Source organism: Streptomyces sp. NPDC001027 (genome assembly GCF_040299045.1).
Lineage (GTDB): Bacteria > Actinomycetota > Actinomycetes > Streptomycetales > Streptomycetaceae > Streptomyces.
Map to the genome: position 1 here is coordinate 72,636 of NZ_JBEPBI010000010.1, position 17,433 is coordinate 90,068.

Genomic DNA, 17,433 nt, shown 5'->3' on the forward strand with positions numbered 1-17,433 from the left:
TCAGTCCGCGGACCTCACCCGGAAGGCGTCGGCGTCCCATGTCCCGTCGAGCCGCGGAGCCAGCCAACCGGGGGCCGCCGCGCGGAAGTCGGAGGGCGCCAGCGCCCCCGCGCCCGTCGGCAGCGCCCCCAGCAGCGGGGCCCCGGCGACGTCCGGCAGGTCGGTGACGTTGCACCGCATCGCCAGATCGGGGGAGTCCGGCCAGTCGCCGATGACCACGCCCAGCAACTCCAGCTCACGCGCCCGCAGTTCACGAGCCGTCAGCTCCGTCGTGTTCAGCGTGCCGAGGCCCGCCGAGGACACCAGCAGCACCGGCGCGCGCAGCAGCCGAGCGGCGTCGGCCAGCGTGCCGGCCGCCTCGTCGAACCGCACGAGCAGCCCGCCCGCCCCCTCGACGAGCACCAGGTCGTGCGCCGCCGCCAGTTTCCGTGCCGCCTCCGCCACGTCGTTCGGGCGCACGGGCGTCAGACCCGCCCGCCGCGCCGCCGTCGCGGGCGCCAACGGCTCAGGGAAGCGGGCGACTTCGACCGCGGTGAGCGTCCCCGCCAGCCGCGCGACCTCTTCGGCGTCCCCCGGCTCGTCGGGCCCCACACCGGTCTGCGCCGCCTTGAGCACGGCCACCGACCGGCCCGCCGCCAGCGCCGCAGCGGCCACCGCCGCCGTCGTGACCGTCTTGCCGACCTCCGTGCCCGTCCCCGTGATCACCAGGATCGGCATGCTCATCCCTCCCGCGCCGCGGCGCACACCGCACGCGCGATCCGTGCCAGGTCCGCGTCCGACGTGACGTACGGCGGCATCGTGTAGACGAGATCGCGGAACGGCCGCAGCCAGACGCCCTCGCGCACGGCCGCCGCGGTGGCCGCCCGCATGTCTGCCTCGTGGTCGAGCTGGACGACCCCGATGGCGCCGAGAACCCGTACGTCGCGCACGCCCGGGAGCCCCGACGCCGGCGCGAGACCCTCCCGCAGGCCCGACTCGATCCGCTTCACCTCCGAGAGCCAGTCCTGTCCGAGCAGCAGCTCGATCGAGGCGCAGGCCACGGCCGCGGCGAGGGGGTTGCCCATGAACGTCGGACCGTGCGCCAGCACCGGCACCTCGCCCCGCGAGATCCCGTCGGCCACCCGCGCGGTGCACAGCGTCGCCGCCATCGTCAGATAGCCGCCGGTCAACGCCTTGCCCACGCACATCACATCCGGCGTGACCGCGGCGTGCTCCGCCGCGAACAGCGCGCCCGTACGGCCGAAACCGGTCGCGATCTCGTCGAACACCAGCAGCACGTCGTGCGCGTCGCACGCCTCGCGCAGCACCCGCAGATACCCGGGGGAGTGGAACCGCATCCCGCCCGCGCCCTGCACCACCGGCTCCACGATGACCGCGGCCAGCTCGTCGGCGTGCTGTTCGACGGCCGCGCGCAGCCGGTCGGCGTACGCCTCGTCGTACTCCGCCGGGGGCGCGTCCACGAAGACCTGCCGGGGGAGCACCCCGGTCCACAGGTCGTGCATCCCGCCCTCGGGGTCGCACACGGACATGGGCTGCCAGGTGTCGCCGTGGTAGCCGCCGCGCCAGGTCAGCAGGCGCCGCTTCGCCGGACGGCCCAGCGAACGCCAGTGCTGCAGGCACATCTTCACGGCGACCTCGACCGACACCGAGCCCGAGTCGGCGAGGAACACGTGCTCGAGGCCCTCGGGCGACATGTCGACGAGCAGCTTCGCCAGCCGGACGGCGGGCTCGTGGGTGAGCCCGCCGAACATGACGTGGCTCATCCGTCCCAGCTGCTCGCGCACGGCGTCGTTGAGCACGGGGTGGTTGTAGCCGTGGATCGCCGACCACCAGGACGACATGCCGTCGACCAGCTCGCCCGAGCCGTCCGCCATCTGCAGCCGGACCCCGCTCGCCGACTCCACGACGAGCGGTTCGGCCCGGCCGGGCATCGGACCGTAGGGGTGCCACACATGCCGCCGGTCGAGCTCCAGCAGCTCCGGCACGGCGAGCGGGGACGGGGACGACTCAGGCATTGGGCGCGAGATCGGTGCCGGCTCCGCGGCGGCGCACGGCGACCAGGTCGGTGCGGGCCTCGCCGGCGGCCGCCACGGCGGCGGGGACGGTCGCCGCCGCGGGGACGGACCCGCAGACGCCGCCCTCGTGCGAGCCGCATCCCGAGCCCTCGTGCGAGCCGCACCCCGCGGACTCCTCGGAGCCGCAGCCGCCGCCCGCGTGGGACCCGCAGCCGCCGGCCCGCGTCGCCCGGTGGTCGGGCAGCGTGACCTGGTCCGCGCCCTCCACCTCGAAGCCGGCGTCCGCGATCATCTCCAGGTCGGCCTTGCCCGCCTGGCCCTCGGTCGTGAGGTAGTCGCCGAGGAAGATCGAGTTGGCCAGGTGCAGCGCGAGCGGCTGCATCGTGCGCAGATGGACCTCGCGCCCGCCCGCGATGCGGACCTCGACGTCCGGGCAGACGAACCGCACCATGGCCAGGATCCGCAGACAGCGCTGCGGGGTGAGGTTCCACTCCTTCGCCAGCGGGGTGCCCTCGACCGGGATGAGGAAGTTGACCGGCACCGAGTCCGGGTCCAGCTCGCGCAGCGAGTAGACGACGTCCACCAGGTCCTCGTCCGTCTCGCCCATGCCGGCGATCAGACCCGAGCAGGCCGACAGGCCCGCCGCGTGCGCCTTGGCGACGGTGTCCACCCGGTCGGCGTAGGTGTGCGTGGTCGTGATGTCCCCGTACGTCGACTCCGACGTGTTGAGGTTGTGGTTGTAGGCGTCGGCGCCCGCCTCGCGCAGCCGCTCGGCCTGGCCGTCGGAGAGCAGGCCCAGACAGGCGCACACCTCGACGCCCTCGTTCTGTTCCTTGATCGCCTTGATGGTGTCGGAGACCCGGTCGACGTCCCGGTCCGTCGGCCCGCGCCCGGACGCCACCAGGCAGACCCGCTTGGCGCCCCCCGCGAGACCGGCCGCGGCGGCCTGCGAGGCCTCGTCGGGCTTGAGCCAGGTGTACTTCAGAATGCCGGCCGTCGAGCCCAGCCGCTGGGAGCAGTACGAACAGTCCTCGGGGCACAGGCCCGACTTGAGATTGACGAGGTAGTTGAGCTTCACCCGTCGCCCGAACCAGTGCCGGCGCACCTTCCCGGCCGCGGCCACCACGTCCATCACGTCGTCGTCGGAAGCAGCGAGGACGGCCAGAGCCTCCTCGCGGGTCGGCAGCTCGCGCCGAAGCCCCTTGTCCACCAGCGTGTTCAGCAGGTCCATGAGAGCCGATCCTGTCCTACGCACCCGCTCCGGGCCAAGGTAGGGATCACACAACACACCCGGTTCGACGTGTGGGTATTGCCACACCGTGGGCGGGCGGCCCTGCCGCTAGTGTCTGTCCGCTACCTACAAAAGCCCCGGAGGACCCATGGCGTTCGGCTGGATCGACGAGCAGGCGGAGCTGCGCCGCCGGGCCGGACTCGTACGGACGCTGCGGCCGCGTCCGGCCGACTCGCCGCTGCTCGACCTCGCGAGCAACGACTACCTGGGTCTGGCGCGTCATCCCGAGGTCGTCGAGGGCGCCGCGGCCGCCGCCCGCACCTGGGGCGGCGGCGCCACCGGCTCCCGCCTCGTCACCGGCACCACCGAGCTGCACGGCGAGCTGGAGCGGGAGCTGGCGGACTTCTGCGGCTTCGAGGCGGCGCTGGTCTTCTCCTCCGGTTACGCGGCCAACCTCGCCGCCGTCACCGCGCTCGCCCCGCACGGCTCGCTGATCGTCTCCGACGCGGGCAACCACGCCTCGCTCATCGACGGCTGCCGGCTGGCCCGGGGCGCCGTCCAGGTCGTCGGGCACGCCGACCCGGAGGCCGTCCGCAAGGCGCTCGACGCCCACGACGGCCCGGCCGTGGCCGTCTCCGACGCGGTCTTCTCGGTCGACGGCGACGCGGCCCCGCTGGCCGGCCTCGCCGCCGCCTGCCGGGAGCACGGCGCCGGACTCGTCGTCGACGACGCCCACGGACTGGGCGTGCTCGGGGACGGCGGCCGGGGGACCGCGCACGCGACCGGTCTCGCGGGCGCCGACGACGTCGTCGTGACGCTCACGCTGTCCAAGTCGCTCGGCAGTCAGGGCGGCGCGGTGCTGGGCCCCGCGCGGGTGATCGAGCACCTGGTGAACGCGGCCCGCACGTTCATCTTCGACACCGGTCTGGCCCCGGCGGCGGCGGGCGCCGCGCTGGCTGCCCTGCGGCTGCTGCGCCGGGAGCCGGAGCGCGCGGCACGCGCGCGTGCGGTGGCGGCCGAACTGCACGCCCGGCTGACGGCCGCGGGCCTGGAAGCGGTGCGTCCCGACGCCGCGGTCGTCTCGGTGCGCGCCCCGTCCCCGGAGGAGGCTCTGCAGTGGGCGGCGGACTGCCGGACGGCAGGCCTGGCCGTGGGCTGCTTCCGACCTCCTTCCGTGCCCGACGGGATCTCACGCCTGAGGCTCACCGCCCGTGCGGACCTCTCCGGGGCCGAGGTGGAACGGGCCGTGCGGGTGATCGGCGAGACACGACCGTGAGTCGGCGGGACAGGGCCGTGGGCCGCCTGTGACGGAGGGCGCCTCGCGGCGTCGTCAGGTGTGGCTGGGTCGGCGGAGCGCGGCGGTGAAGCCCGTCCAGCTCTCGGGGGAGAAGAGCAGGGCGGGACCGGCCGGGTCCTTGGAGTCGCGCACGGCGAGCAGACCGGCCCAGGGGCCGCGGTCCGGCCGGGCGGTCTCGACGCAGTTGTTGGCTCCGGTGCTGTAGCTGCTGCGCAGCCACCGCATCGGCGGGAGACGGTCGGGACCGGTACGGGAAGGTACGTTCCGCGGTACTGCGGACATGGTGCCTCCTTATGCGCCGCCGGCGAGAGCGGCGAGGTAATCCGATGATTCCCCGGGCGAAAGGGCTTGCGCCCTAAGGGCGTTGAAGGCCTGGGAATAGGCCTGGAGGTCTTCTTTCCGTTCGAGATAGAGGCTACTCGTCAAGTGGTCGAGAACAACCACATCCAGATCAGAAGTGCGCGAAAATGAAAAGATAACGAAAGGGCCGGTTACCCCGATATGCGCACCCGCGGTGAACGGCAGCACCTGAAGGCTCACTTGCGGCATCAGGGAGGCCTCCGCCAGCCGTCGCAGCTGGTGTGCCATCACCTCGGGGCCGCCCACCTCGCGGCGCAGCACCGACTCGTCGAGCACCGCGCTCAGCTCCAGCGGCGGCTGCGCCCGCAGTACGTCCTGGCGGGCCAGCCGCACCTCCACCAGGGTGTCGAGTTGCTCGTCGTCGAGGCCCTCGACGGCTGCCAGGGTCACGGCGCGCGCGTACTCGGGCGTCTGCAGCAGGCCCGGCACCACGGTCGTCTCCAGGGTGCGCATCGCGCTGGCCTGGGACTCCAGGCTGATGAAGTCCCGGTAGGCGGGCGGCAGCACCCCGCGGTAGGCGTGCCACCAGTGGTCCCGGCCGCCGCCACCGCCGGAGTCGGCGCCCGCCAACGCCAGCATCAGCTCGCGCAGTTGCGGATCGGCCACACCGTAGACGTCGAGGAGTAACCGCACATCGGCCGGTTTCGATCCACTGGTGCCGGTCTCGATGCGGCTCACCTTGGACTGGTGCCACCCCGCGAGCCGGGCCGCCTCACCGCTGGTGAGGCCCGCCTGAGCGCGTAAAGTGCGCAGTTCGGCGCCCAGCTTGCGGCGGCGTACCGCCGGTCCGTGCTGCACGGGCTTCTCCTTACTCCTGACAGGCCGAGCAAATACGCTCTGTCGTCGCAGAGTTCACCGCATCGGGCGACAGATATATGCACATCTTGGTGGATCGCCACCCGTGACCGGCGTGGTGATGGCAGTCTGGCGAAGAAGCACCAGTCCGGGACCGTACTCGAACCATCCGCGCCGTGTCGGGCTCCGGTCCCGTGGGAAAGGTACGACGTCGCCATGGCAGATCACCTGGAAGCAACCATCACTCTGCCGAGCGATCCCGCCTCGGTCTCCACGGCCCGCGCCTTCGTGGTCGGCGCCCTCGGCGAGTGGGGCCTGCCGGCGGACGCCGAGGCGGCCGACACCGTCCGCCTGATCGTCTCGGAACTCGCCACCAACGCCGTGCAGCACACCTTCGGCCAGTCGCCCACCTTCACGGTGGACCTCGTGCTCGACCGCGACGAACAGCTGAGCATCGGCGTCACCGACAGTCATCCGCGCTTTCCGCAACGACTGCCGGCCGCCGTCCAGCAGGACAACGGCCGAGGCATGGTGATCATTCGCTGGCTGACCGCGGAGGCCGGCGGCAGACTCAGAGTGCGGCCCACCCGGGAGGGCGGCAAGACGGTCAGCGTCGAGCTCCCGTGGGCCGTCCCGGCGGCGGAGCCGACTGCCGGAGTCCTGACGGTCCCGGTGGAGGGCGAGCTCCCGGGGCGGTGAAGGCGTGTCAGGACGCCGTACACGGCCCCGGGAGGTCAGTCGGGTCCGGCAAGCTCGGCGGACCCGTCAGATCCGCGCCCAGGCCCCCTCGGACCCGGCGGATCGGCGGCAGGGCCCTAGCGGACCCGGCCGTACCAGACGCTCTTGGTCCAGATCTTCTGCAGCTTCACCACGTCCCCGGTCTTCGGCGAGTGCCAGATCTTGCCCTTACCCGCGTAGATCCCGACGTGGTACACGTTCGACCCCGAGTGGAAGAACACCAGGTCGCCCGCCTTGCGGCTGGACGCCGAAATGTGCTTCGTCTTGTTGTACTGCTGGGCCGCCGTCCGCGGCAGGCTCTTGCCCGCCTTCTTGAACGAGTACATCGTGAGCCCCGAGCAGTCGAACCTCTTCGGCCCGGTGGCCCCGTACTTGTACGGCGCACCCTTCTTGGAAGCCGCGACCTGCAGCGCCTTCGTCGCCGGTGTGGCGGCCGCGGCGTCCGGAGCGAGCCCCGGGACCACGACCGTGCCGCCGACGGCGGCGATGGCGAACGCCGAGGCCGTGCCGGCCCGGGCCATGAGCGACGGGACACGATTGAGCGCAGTCATGCGCAACCCTTCGTCAGCCGCCTGTGAAGGATGACCTGTCGGATTCGGGCTGGCGAAGTTGCCCGGCCGCGTCAGCGGCTTCACCCCAAGGGCTGCTCGGTCCGGTCATGGCGTGACCGTTCCGGCGACCCGTCGTGCTTGGGTCCTCCACTCCTGCCGATGCACTCCTGTCGACCGGTCATCCGGGAGGCGGCAGGACTCGGCGTCCACCCGGACCGCCCCGCCGCTTGTGGCGGGGGCTTGTCGTCAGACAGGGATCTTGGCTCACGGATGTCCGAAAATCCCAACGGAACCGGGGATTTGTGGGGTTACTCACCACTCACCCGTTCGGGTGAACACCCTGACGGGTGATCAGATGGCGGGTGGTCTCAGGGGCTCCCACCAGCGGCGACGTCTTCCGCTCCGCTCGAAGAGCGCCCTTTCGCGCAAGTTCTGGGCGTCCGGGGGAACACTAGACGCTCTGCCGAACGGGGGTACGCCTTCTGGGCCGTTTCGACTCCGGCCCGGACGCCACGGCCGCGCCGCGAGCCCGCCCGCGCCGCGAGCCGCCCGCGCTGTGAGTCGTCCGCGCGCCTGAGCCGTCTCCGGTCAACTCTCGGAGACCGGCGGCAGCATGACGCGCGCCGTGCGGCGCTCTCCGTCCAGCACGCGCAGCGCCCGTGCGAGCGTCGGCGCGTGCAACTCGCTCTCCCCTCGCTGGTGCATCAGCGTCAGCGCGTCGCGCAGCGCGGTCGCCTTGCTCACCAGCGCCTGGGCGGCGCGCAGTCCGCGGTAGGTGTCCGTGTGGTGGGCGGGGTTGATGCGGCCGAGCATGTCGACGACGTCGAGGTAACCGTCGATCAGTTCGGCCTCCGCGCGGGTCAGCGCGGGCAGCGGCGGCAGTTCGGGCACCATCGCCGGCTCACCTCCCGCCCTGCGTCCGGGACGACGCCTTGCGGCTCGGGATGATCCCGTCCACCAGGCCGTACTCCACCGCCTGCGGGGCGGTGAGGAACATGTCCCGCTCGATGTCCGCGGTCACCTGCTCCGGCGTCCGCCCCGTGTGCCGCACGAGCATCTCCTCCAGGGCCGCGCGGGTGCGGGCCAGCTCCTCGGCCTGGACGGCCAGGTCGCTGGCCTGCCCCTCGACCGGCTCGGGCAGCGACGGCTGGCGGATCGTCATCCGCGCCCCCGGGAGGCTGAACCGCTTGCCCGGCGTGCCCGCGGCCAGCAGGATCGCGGCCGACGAGCCCGCCTGCCCCAGGCAGGTCGTCGACACGTCGCACGTGACGAACCGGATCGTGTCGTACAGCGCCGTCATCGCACTGAACGAGCCGCCGGGGGAGTTGATGTACAGCGCGATGTCCCGGTCCGGGTCCTTGTGCTCGAGGTACATGAACTGGGCCGTCACGTCGTTCGCCGAGATGTCGTCGACCGGGGCCCCCAGGAACACGATCCGCTCCTCCAACAGCTTGGAGTACGGATCCATCGTGCGGCGCCCCGAGCTCGTCCGTTCGGTGAACTCGGGCAGGACATGGCGGGCGAACGGTCGATGCATGGGATGCCCCCTCCTTCTACGTCTGGCCTTCTTGCGTCTGGCGCGTCTGTAAGAAATGTACAGGACGTACGTGACGTTAGAATGGGTCCATGGCCTACGAGATTCCGGTGACGCAAGCCAGGGCTGAACTCGCCGACCTGATCAACCGCGTGGTGTACGGCGGTGAGCGCGTCGTCGTGACCCGGCACGGCAAACCCCTGATCGCCCTCGTCTCCGCCGCCGACCTGGAACGACTGGACGAACTGGACCGTCCTGCCGAGGAACAGGTGATCCGCTCCGTGTCCGCCGTGCGCGAGGTCGCCTCCGCTCCCCGCGAACAGCAGAGGTTCGGGATCGCCGCGGAGCACCGGAGGCCTGGCCCGTCGTAGGCCCCGGCCCGCTGCACGGCCCGCGAAAGGGTCCGCGGCCGGACCCGCGAAAGGGTCCGCGAAAAGGCGAAAAAGACGAAAGGCCGTGCGCCCTGAGGCGCACGGCCGGCAAGTGCCGCCCGGCGGTCGCGCCGCCGACCCGGGCCGCGCCGCCCGGCGCGGGCCCGCGGCGCGGACGGTCCCGCGCCGGGCCGGGACGTCGTTCAGCCGACGAGCGCCGGCGCGCGTTCCCCGGCGGAGGTCGCGTCCGTGCGTGCCGCCCGGGACCGCAGCCGGGTGCCCAGCAGGACGGCTCCGAGACCCAGGGCCGCCCAGCAGGACAGCGTGAGCGCCGGACCGGTCGCCGCGGCGCCGTCGAAGAACGCCGCCGAGCGCAGCAGGGTCGTGCCGGCGCCCGGCGGCAGCCACTGTCCGATCGCGCCGGCGGGCTCGGGCAGCATCTGCGGTGCCGATCCGGCCCCTGAGAACGGGTTGCCCAGGAACATCATCACGAGCGCCCCGGCGCCGATGCCCGCGGGACCGAGCAGTGCGGCGCAACCCGCCACCGCGGCGCTCACGGCCAGCGTCGACAGGGCGAACACTGAGGCCTCCGCCCACCAGTCGCCGGTGAGCACGCCGAGCCAGCTGTGCGCCAGCGCGGCCGCGACCAGGCCGACGAGAACGGCGGCGCCGGCCAGTGCGAGCGCGGCCCGGACCCCGCGCAGCCCGAGCAGGGTGACCGCGGCGCCGGCCATGATGCCCGCGAGAGCGAGGGGCAGCACGCTCGCGGTGAGGGCCGCGCCGCGCGGGTCGGCCGACGGGGCGGGAACCACGTCCTCCGTCCTCACCCGGGCGCCGTCGACGGTCGCCTGCTGTGTCACGGCTCGCTGCAGCAGTTGTGCCACGACCGGGCTCGCGGCGGACGCCGTCAGCAGTTCGGGCCCGTCGGCGGTGACGACGACCGCGCCGTATACGGTCCGGTCCTCGATCGCGTCACGGGCCGCCGCCTCGTCGGCATAACGGTGTATCTCGAAGGCGCCCTCGTGCCGGGCGAGCCGCTGTTCCAGCTGGGCCGTGGCAGCGGCCGGACCGGCGACGCCGAGCGGCAGGTCGCGAGGGGCGGTGCGGGCCGCGGGCCAGGCGAAGGCCCACAGGGCCATGGCGGCGACTGCGGGCACGAGCAGGACGACGGCGATCAGACGCCGGGTGACGGACATGGATACCCCCAGGGGTGATTCGGCGGTGACGGTACGGAGTCGCATAAAGAAGGATCGTTCGTTTTACGAGCTCACGGTCCCGCGCGACGCTCCGCTTGTCAAGAATGAATGTTCGTTTTACGTTGGGGGCATGGCTCGTGTCTCCCAGGCCCACCTGGACGCCCGCCGCCGTCAGATCCTCGACGGCGCGTCGGTCTGTTTCGCCCGCAACGGCTTCCACGCCACCTCGATGCAGGACGTGCTGAAGGAGGTCGACCTGTCGGCCGGGGCGGTGTACCGCTACTTCAGCGGCAAGGAGGAGCTCATCGCCGCCATCGTCGGCGAGGTCCTCGGCCAGGTCCGCGAGGCCTTCGAGGAGGAGGCCCGGCACAGCCCGCCCCCGCCGCCCCACGTGCTCGTCGCCGCGGTCCTCGGGCGGACTCTCGCGGCCCGCGAGTCCCTGACCGTCGACGGCCGTCCCGCCTTTCCCCGCCTGGTCGTCCAGGTGTGGGCGGAGACGCTGCGCAACGACAAGCTGTCGGAGGTCCTGGGCGCGGGCTACGGCGGCGTGCGCGAGGCCTGGGCGCGGATCGTCGCCGCCTACCAGGCCGCGGGGATGATGCGGTCCGACGTCCCCCCGGACCACGTGGCCCGCACGCTGATCGCCACCGTCCTGGGTTTCGTCGTCCAGCAGTCGCTGTTCGGCCCCGCGCCCGTCGAGGTGCTCGGCGACGGGCTGCGCGCGTTGATGAGCGTGTCGCCCCCGCCGCCGCCGGCCTGAGCGATCACAGCTGGGTTAACTTGCCCGAAACGCTCTCCAACTAGCCTGCCGATCCATGCCACCAGGGGCATTCCCCCGTGGCCGCGGCAACCGGGCCCCGCACGGTCCGGAGCGAGGATGTGAGGTGGGACGTGCAACTGACCCCGCACGAGCAGGAGAGGCTGCTGATCCACGTCGCGGCCGATGTCGCCGAGAGGCGCCGGGCCCGCGGGCTCAAGCTCAACCACCCCGAGGCGGTGGCCCTCATCACCTCGCACATCCTCGAGGGCGCGCGGGACGGTCGTACGGTCGCCGAGCTCATGTCCTCGGGCCGCAAGCTGCTCACCCGTGACGACGTCATGGAGGGCATCCCCGAGATGATCCATGACGTCCAGGTCGAGGCCACGTTCCCCGACGGCACCAAGCTCGTCACCGTCCACGACCCGATCGTCTGACGGGGGAGGCCGCCATGATTCCCGGAGAGATCCTCTTCGCCGAGGAGCCGGTCGTGTACAACGAGGGCCGTGCGGTGACCCGGCTGACCGTGCTCAACGCCGCGGACCGGCCCGTCCAGGTCGGCTCCCACTACCACTTCGCCGAGGCCAACCCGGGGCTGGAGTTCGACCGCGCCGCCGCGCACGGCAGGCGGTTGAACGTCGCCGCCGGCACGGCTGTGCGCTTCGAGCCCGGGATCCCCGTCGAGGTCGAACTCGTCCCCCTGGCGGGCGACCGGATCGTGCCCGGACTGCGCGGGGAGACCGGAGGCGCTCTCGATGCCTGAGATCTCGCGTGCCGCGTACGCCGACCTGTTCGGCCCGACGACCGGCGACCGCATCCGGCTCGCCGACACCGACCTGCTGATCGAGATCGAGGAGGACCGCTGCGGCGGCCCCGGACTCGCCGGTGACGAGGCGGTCTTCGGCGGCGGCAAGGTCATCCGTGAGTCCATGGGACAGTCGCGGGCCACCCGCGCGGAGGGAACGCCCGACACGGTCGTCACGGGCGCGGTCATCGTCGACCACTGGGGCGTGGTGAAGGCCGACGTCGGCATCCGGGACGGGCGGATCACCGGCATCGGCAAGGCCGGCAACCCCGACACGATGGACGGCGTCCACCCGGACCTGGTCATCGGCCCGGAGACGGAGGTCATCGCCGGCAACGGGCGGATCCTGACGGCCGGCGCGGTCGACGCGCACGTCCACTTCATCTGCCCGCAGATCGCCGACGAGGCCCTCGCGTCGGGCGTCACCACGCTGGTCGGCGGCGGCACGGGACCGGCCGAGGGATCCAAGGCGACGACCGTGACGCCCGGCCCGTGGCATCTCGCGCGCATGCTGGAGGCGATGGAGCGGTACCCGCTGAACATCGGCTTCCTCGGCAAGGGCAACACCGTCTCGCACGACGCGATGCTCTCGCAGATCCGCGGCGGGGCGCTGGGGCTGAAGCTGCACGAGGACTGGGGCTCGACCCCGGCCGTCATCGACGCCTCGCTGACCGTCGCCGACCGCACCGGGATCCAGGTCGCGATCCACACGGACACGCTCAACGAGGCCGGGTTCGTGGGCGACACGCTGGCCGCGATCGCCGGACGCGGCATCCACGCGTACCACACCGAGGGCGCGGGCGGCGGGCACGCGCCCGACATCATGACCGTCGTCTCCGAGCCGCACGTGCTGCCGAGCTCGACCAACCCGACGCGGCCGTACACGGTGAACACCGCCGAGGAACACCTCGACATGCTGATGGTGTGTCACCACCTCAACCCGGCCGTCCCGGAGGACCTGGCGTTCGCCGAGTCGCGGATCCGGCCGTCGACCATCGGCGCCGAGGACGTCCTGCACGACCTCGGGGCGATCTCGATCATCTCCTCCGACGCGCAGGCCATGGGCCGGGTCGGCGAGGTGATCCTGCGGACCTGGCAGACGGCGCACGTGATGAAGCGGCGGCGCGGCGCACTGCCCGGGGACGGGCGGGCGGACAACCGCCGCGTCCGCCGCTACATCGCCAAGTACACGATCAACCCGGCCCTCGCGCAGGGGCTGGCCCGCGAGATCGGGTCCGTCGAGAGCGGAAAGCTCGCCGACCTGGTGCTGTGGGAGCCGGCGTTCTTCGGCGTCAAGCCGCACCTCGTCATCAAGGGCGGGCAGATCGCGTACGCCCAGATGGGCGACGCCAACGCCTCGATCCCGACGCCCCAGCCGATCCTGCCGCGTCCGATGTACGGCGCGATCGGCCGGGCGCCCGCCTCGAACTCGTTCAACTTCGTGGCGCCGCTCGCGATCGAGGACGGACTGCCCGAGCGTCTGCAGCTGGGCAAGAAGTTCGTCGCCATCGACTCCACGCGCGGTGTCACCAAGGCGGACATGCGGGAGAACGACGCCCGGCCGCATGTGGCGGTCGACCCCGACAGTTTCGCCGTGCACATCGACGGGGAGCTCGTCGAGGCGACTCCGGCCGCCGAACTGCCCATGGCACAGCGCTATTTCCTGTTCTGAGACCGAGGACGACACCGTGACCAGAGCGGCACTGCTCGTCCTCGCCGACGGACGCTTCCCCGCCGGAGGGCATGCGCACTCCGGCGGGGCGGAGGAAGCCGTCAAGGCGGGACGCATCACCGGCGCGGCAGGCCTCGAGGCGTTCTGCCGGGGCCGGCTGCACACCGCCGGACTCGTGGCGGCGGCGCTGGCCGCGGCGGCGGCCGCCGGGGCGGACCCCGCGCGGCTGGACGCCGCCGCGGACGCCCGCACCCCCTCCCCGGCGCTGCGGCTGGCCGCGCGCAGACTCGGCCGGCAGCTGCTGCGGGCCGCCCGGTCCGCCTGGCCGAGTGCCGAACTGGACGCGCTGGCACGGGAGTTCCCCAAGGGCGCACATCAGCCGGTGGTGCTGGGGCTGACGGCGCGGGCGGCCGGTCTGGGGGCGGCGGACGCCGCGTACTGCGCGGTCTACGAGAGCGTGAGCGGACCGGCCACCGCCGTCGTGCGGCTGCTGAGCCTCGATCCCTTCCAGGCGACCGCCGTGCTGGCCCGGCTGGCGCCCGAGTCGGACCTGGTGGTCGACCAGGCCGTGTCCTGCGGCACGGCGGCGCGGACGGAGGGCGTCGACGTGCTGCCCTCCGCGTCCGCTCCGCTGCTGGAGATCGGGGCGGAGGTGCATGCGGCCTGGCCCGTGCGGCTGTTCGCCTCCTGAGGCGTGTCGCCCCCGTCGCCCCTTCCCGTCCCGATCTCGGGGGCTGCCGCCCCCGTTACCCCGCTTCGGCCCTGAACGGGCCTCGTCCTCGAACTCCCCCAGAGGGGGCACCCCCAGACGGGCTGTCATGCCCGGCCCGGCTGAATCGGAGCTGCTGTGCATCTCGACCACATCCACCAGGGTCCCGCCGCCGTCGGCGCCGACGCCCGACGGCCCGACGGCTCGCGGCGTGCGCTGCGCATCGGCCTCGGCGGGCCCGTCGGGTCCGGCAAGACCGCCACCGTCGCGGCGCTGTGCCGGGCGCTGCGGGACGAACTGTCCCTGGCCGTCGTCACCAACGACATCTACACCCGTGAGGACGCCGCGTTCCTGCTGCGGGAGGCCGTGCTCCCGCCCGAGCGGATCACGGCCGTCGAGACGGGCGCCTGCCCGCACACCGCGATCCGGGACGACATCTCCGCCAACCTCGAAGCCGTGGAGGACCTGGAGGACGCCGTGGGGCCGCTGGATCTCATCCTGGTCGAGTCGGGCGGGGACAACCTCACCGCCACCTTCTCCAAGGGGCTGGTGGACGCGCAGATCTTCGTCATCGACGTGGCGGGCGGGGACGACATCCCGCGCAAGGGCGGCCCGGGCGTCACCACCGCCGACCTGCTCGTCGTCAACAAGACCGACCTCGCGCCGTACGTGGGCTCCGACCTCGCCCGGATGGCCGCCGACGCGAAGGCGCAACGGGCCGAACTGCCCGTCGTCTTCCAGTCCCTGCGCGGCGACGGCGGCGTCACCGACGTCGCCGCATGGGTGCGTTCGCGGCTCGCCGCCTGGGCGGCGTGACATGGGCGCAGTGTGCGCCACCGCACGCGTCGGGGCGATCGCCGACGGCCGAGGGGGCACCTCCCTGCCCGTGCTGGAAAGCGACGGGCCGCTCGCCCTGCGGCGCACCCGGGCCGTCGGCGACGAGGCGCGCGTCCTGCTCGTCGGGGCGATGAGCGGGCCCCTCGGGGGCGACCGGTTCGCCGTCGAGGCGGACGTCGGCGCCGGGGCCCGGCTGCGGATCGGCTCGGCCGCCGCCACCATCGCCCTGCCCGGTCAGACCAAGGACGAGGCGCGTTACGACGTCCGGCTCACCGTCGCTGACGGAGGCGAACTGCACTGGCTGCCCGAGCAGTTGATCTCCGCCGGCGGCAGCGACCTGTACGTCTCCACGCGGGTCGACCTCGGCGCCGACGCCCGCCTGGTGCTGCGCGAGGAACAGGTGCTCGGGCGGGTGGGGGAGGAGCCGGGCCGGTTGACCAGCCGGCTGGTCGTGAAGGTCGCCGGGCGGACCGTCCTCGATCAGGAACTGGCCTGCGGCCCGGGCGCGCCCGGCGGCTGGGACGGCCCCGCCGTTCTCGCGGGACACCGCGCCGTCGGACAACTCGTCGTCGTCCGGCCGGAGTTCGCGGAGCGGCCGGCGACGGCCCGGACGTTCGGCGAACAGGCCTGCGTCATGCCGTTGGCCGGCCCCGCCGCGCTCGTCACGGCCCTCGCGCCCGACGCGCTGAAGCTGCGCCGCGTACTGGACGAAGCCCTCGCCGACCTGCGCATCCGGTGAACGGTACCTTCCTCTCCGGTTATCGGATTGGCAAAGAAGGTCAACGACACCTTTTCTCAGACGCCTCACAGCAGCGAGGATCCACCCTGCCGCCATAACCAGGTAGGGGGAGTTCCCACTTGAAGGACATACGACCGAACAAGCGCGTCGCAGCGCTGGGCTCGGCGGGCATACTCGTCACCGCGACACTGCTCGCCGGCGCCGTCAGCGCGCCCACGGCGAGCGCGACCAGCAGCCGTCCGGGACAGGACCGTGAGGCGCGGGGCGCGGCGATCGCCGCCGAGCGCGCGGCGAAGGCCGGCATCGACTGGCAGGACTGCCCGGCCGACTGGGGCCTGGAGAAGCCGATCAAGTGCGGTTGGGTCACCGTTCCGGTCGACTACGCCAAGCCGAACGGCAAGCAGATCAAGCTCGCCGTCGACCGCATCGGCAACACGGGCACGGCCCAGGAGCGCCAGGGCGCGCTCGTCTACAACCCCGGCGGCCCCGGCGGCTCCGGCCTGCGCTTCCCCCGCCGTGTCGTCACCAAGGCGCCCGTCTGGGCCAACGTGGCCAAGGCCTACGACTTCGTCGGCTTCGACCCGCGCGGCGTGGGCCACTCCGCGCCCATCTCCTGCATGGACCCGCAGGAGTTCGTCAAGGCGCCCAAGGCCGACCCGGTGCCGGACACCACGGCAGACAAGTACGCCCAGCGCAAGCTCGCCCGTGAGTACGCGCAGGGCTGCGCCGAGCGCACCGGCAAGGCCATGCTCCAGCAGATGACCACGCCGAACACCGTGCGCGACCTGGACGTCATCCGCGCCGCCCTCGGCGAGCGCAAGCTCAACTTCCTCGGCGTCTCCTACGGCACCTACCTCGGCGCCGTGTACGGCACGATGTTCCCGGGCCACCTGCGCCGCATGGTCGTCGACAGCGTGGTCAACCCCTCCCGCGAGAAGGTCTGGTACGAGGCCAACCTCGACCAGGACGTCGCCTTCGAGGGCCGCTGGAAGGACTGGCAGGACTGGGTCGCCGCCAACGACGCGACCTTCCACCTCGGCACCACCCGCGCCGCCGTCCAGGCGAAGTGGCTCGAGCTGCGCGCCACCGCGAAGAAGAACCCCATCGGCGGCGTCGTCGGCCCCGCCGAGCTGATCTCCTTCTTCCAGAGCGCCCCGTACTACGACTCCTCGTGGGTCCCGGTCGCCACCGTCTTCAGCGCGTACTTCGCCGGGGACGTCAAGGCGCTCGTCGACGCGGCCTCTCCCGACCTGACGGACACCGCAGGCAACATCTCCTCGGAGAACGGCAACGCCGTCTACACGGCCGTCGAGTGCACCGACGCGAAGTGGCCCACCAGCTGGAAGAAGTGGGACCGCGACAACACGGCGCTGCACAAGAACCACCCGTTCATGACGTGGGCCAACGCCTGGATGAACCTGCCCTGCGCCACCTGGCCGGTCAAGCAGCAGACTCCGGTGCACGTCACCACGCACAAGGGCCTGCCGCAGGTGCTGATCGTGCAGTCCACGAACGACGCGGCCACCCCGTACGAGGGCGCCGTGGAGCTGCACAAGCGTTTCCAGGGCTCCCGCCTGATCACCGAGAAGGGCGCGGGCTCCCACGGTGTCACCAGCCTGGTGAACACCTGCATCAACAGCCGGGTCGACGCCTACCTCCTCACCGGCAAGCTGGACCGGTCGGACGTGACGTGCGCGCCGCACGCCACGCCCAAGCCGTAGGACGCGAGCGGCAAGCCGCGAGCGGTAGGACTCGGGCGGTGACGCTCGAGCGGTAGGACCCCGCCCCGAGGGGCGACGAGGGGCGGCCGGAGGGATCCGGCCGCC

At 72.5% G+C, this 17,433-nt stretch carries 20 protein-coding genes and 1 riboswitch; of the genes, 11 read left to right on the plus strand and 9 right to left on the minus strand.

Going from position 1 to position 17,433, the window contains the following annotated elements; translation table 11 throughout:
- From bioD to bioB, 3 genes are read right to left on the minus strand one after another with little or no spacing between them, the layout of a single operon-like run.
- Positions 1-717 carry a dethiobiotin synthase gene (gene bioD, locus ABT300_RS05725; RefSeq protein WP_351672532.1) on the minus strand — a complete coding sequence of 239 codons (717 nt, stop codon included), beginning with the start codon at positions 715-717 and terminating at the stop codon, positions 1-3.
- A gap of 2 nt (positions 718-719) precedes the next feature.
- On the minus strand, positions 720-2,015 hold the full coding sequence (locus ABT300_RS05730) for an adenosylmethionine--8-amino-7-oxononanoate transaminase (protein WP_351672490.1): 1,296 nt from the start codon (positions 2,013-2,015) through the stop codon (positions 720-722).
- Complete coding sequence (gene bioB / locus ABT300_RS05735) at positions 2,008-3,246, minus strand: biotin synthase BioB (protein WP_351672492.1); 1,239 nt, start codon at positions 3,244-3,246, stop codon at positions 2,008-2,010. Before bioB ends, ABT300_RS05730 begins: the two co-directional genes overlap by 8 nt.
- A 148-nt stretch (positions 3,247-3,394) precedes the next feature.
- Here bioB and ABT300_RS05740 point away from each other — a divergent pair, with 148 nt between their 5' ends.
- A complete protein-coding gene (locus ABT300_RS05740) occupies positions 3,395-4,522 on the plus strand; it encodes an 8-amino-7-oxononanoate synthase (RefSeq protein ID WP_351672494.1) in 1,128 nt (375 codons plus the stop codon).
- A 54-nt stretch (positions 4,523-4,576) separates the two neighbouring features.
- Here the strand turns inward: ABT300_RS05740 and ABT300_RS05745 are convergent, their stop codons facing one another.
- Together ABT300_RS05745 and ABT300_RS05750 are read right to left on the minus strand one after the other, a co-directional pair.
- Positions 4,577-4,825 carry a DUF397 domain-containing protein gene (locus tag ABT300_RS05745; protein WP_351672496.1) on the minus strand — a complete coding sequence of 83 codons (249 nt, stop codon included), beginning with the start codon at positions 4,823-4,825 and terminating at the stop codon, positions 4,577-4,579.
- 9 nt (positions 4,826-4,834) lie between these two features.
- A complete protein-coding gene (locus tag ABT300_RS05750; RefSeq protein ID WP_351672498.1) occupies positions 4,835-5,701 on the minus strand; it encodes a helix-turn-helix domain-containing protein in 867 nt (288 codons plus the stop codon).
- 213 nt (positions 5,702-5,914) lie between these two features.
- Between ABT300_RS05750 and ABT300_RS05755 the strand changes: the two genes are divergently transcribed.
- The gene (locus ABT300_RS05755) at positions 5,915-6,397 is read left to right on the plus strand and encodes an ATP-binding protein (RefSeq protein WP_351672500.1); all 483 of its coding nucleotides are present in this window, start codon (positions 5,915-5,917) and stop codon (positions 6,395-6,397) included.
- A gap of 116 nt (positions 6,398-6,513) precedes the next feature.
- Here ABT300_RS05755 and ABT300_RS05760 read toward each other — a convergent pair whose 3' ends face one another.
- From ABT300_RS05760 to ABT300_RS05770, 3 genes are all read right to left on the minus strand, one after another.
- Positions 6,514-6,987, minus strand: coding sequence for a C40 family peptidase (locus tag ABT300_RS05760; RefSeq protein WP_319282046.1), 474 nt, complete (start codon positions 6,985-6,987; stop codon positions 6,514-6,516).
- 3 nt (positions 6,988-6,990) lie between these two features.
- Positions 6,991-7,161: riboswitch (cyclic di-AMP (ydaO/yuaA leader) on the minus strand.
- Between the two features lie 414 nt (positions 7,162-7,575).
- Positions 7,576-7,881, minus strand: a complete 306-nt coding sequence (locus tag ABT300_RS05765; RefSeq protein WP_351672503.1) for a hypothetical protein — start codon at positions 7,879-7,881, stop codon at positions 7,576-7,578.
- Positions 7,882-7,888: 7 nt separating this feature from the next.
- Entirely contained in the window at positions 7,889-8,524 is a 636-nt protein-coding gene (locus ABT300_RS05770; protein WP_351672505.1) for an ATP-dependent Clp protease proteolytic subunit, read from the minus strand.
- Between the two features lie 89 nt (positions 8,525-8,613).
- Here ABT300_RS05770 and ABT300_RS05775 point away from each other — a divergent pair, with 89 nt between their 5' ends.
- The gene (locus tag ABT300_RS05775) at positions 8,614-8,892 is read left to right on the plus strand and encodes a type II toxin-antitoxin system Phd/YefM family antitoxin (protein WP_351672507.1); all 279 of its coding nucleotides are present in this window, start codon (positions 8,614-8,616) and stop codon (positions 8,890-8,892) included.
- Positions 8,893-9,095: 203 nt separating this feature from the next.
- Here the strand turns inward: ABT300_RS05775 and ABT300_RS05780 are convergent, their stop codons facing one another.
- Positions 9,096-10,088 (minus strand): ABC transporter permease, encoded by a 993-nt coding sequence (locus ABT300_RS05780; protein WP_351672534.1) that lies wholly within the window; start codon positions 10,086-10,088, stop codon positions 9,096-9,098.
- A gap of 130 nt (positions 10,089-10,218) precedes the next feature.
- On the opposite strand from ABT300_RS05780, the gene ABT300_RS05785 reads away from it, so the two are divergent.
- From ABT300_RS05785 to ABT300_RS05820, 8 genes are all read left to right on the plus strand, one after another.
- The gene (locus ABT300_RS05785) at positions 10,219-10,848 is read left to right on the plus strand and encodes a TetR/AcrR family transcriptional regulator (protein WP_351672509.1); all 630 of its coding nucleotides are present in this window, start codon (positions 10,219-10,221) and stop codon (positions 10,846-10,848) included.
- A 131-nt stretch (positions 10,849-10,979) separates the two neighbouring features.
- The gene (locus ABT300_RS05790; RefSeq protein WP_057580927.1) at positions 10,980-11,282 is read left to right on the plus strand and encodes an urease subunit gamma; all 303 of its coding nucleotides are present in this window, start codon (positions 10,980-10,982) and stop codon (positions 11,280-11,282) included.
- A 14-nt stretch (positions 11,283-11,296) separates the two neighbouring features.
- Positions 11,297-11,608, plus strand: coding sequence for an urease subunit beta (locus ABT300_RS05795; protein WP_107445178.1), 312 nt, complete (start codon positions 11,297-11,299; stop codon positions 11,606-11,608).
- A complete protein-coding gene (locus tag ABT300_RS05800; protein WP_351672512.1) occupies positions 11,601-13,322 on the plus strand; it encodes an urease subunit alpha in 1,722 nt (573 codons plus the stop codon). Before ABT300_RS05795 ends, ABT300_RS05800 begins: the two co-directional genes overlap by 8 nt.
- A 16-nt stretch (positions 13,323-13,338) precedes the next feature.
- Positions 13,339-14,013 (plus strand): urease accessory protein UreF, encoded by a 675-nt coding sequence (locus ABT300_RS05805; RefSeq protein ID WP_351672514.1) that lies wholly within the window; start codon positions 13,339-13,341, stop codon positions 14,011-14,013.
- A gap of 156 nt (positions 14,014-14,169) precedes the next feature.
- Entirely contained in the window at positions 14,170-14,847 is a 678-nt protein-coding gene (gene ureG / locus ABT300_RS05810) for an urease accessory protein UreG (protein WP_351672516.1), read from the plus strand.
- Between the two features lies 1 nt (position 14,848).
- Positions 14,849-15,607 carry an urease accessory protein UreD gene (locus ABT300_RS05815; RefSeq protein WP_351672518.1) on the plus strand — a complete coding sequence of 253 codons (759 nt, stop codon included), beginning with the start codon at positions 14,849-14,851 and terminating at the stop codon, positions 15,605-15,607.
- Between the two features lie 119 nt (positions 15,608-15,726).
- Positions 15,727-17,328, plus strand: a complete 1,602-nt coding sequence (locus ABT300_RS05820) for an alpha/beta hydrolase (RefSeq protein ID WP_351672520.1) — start codon at positions 15,727-15,729, stop codon at positions 17,326-17,328.
- The last annotated feature ends 105 nt before the right edge of the window (positions 17,329-17,433 follow it).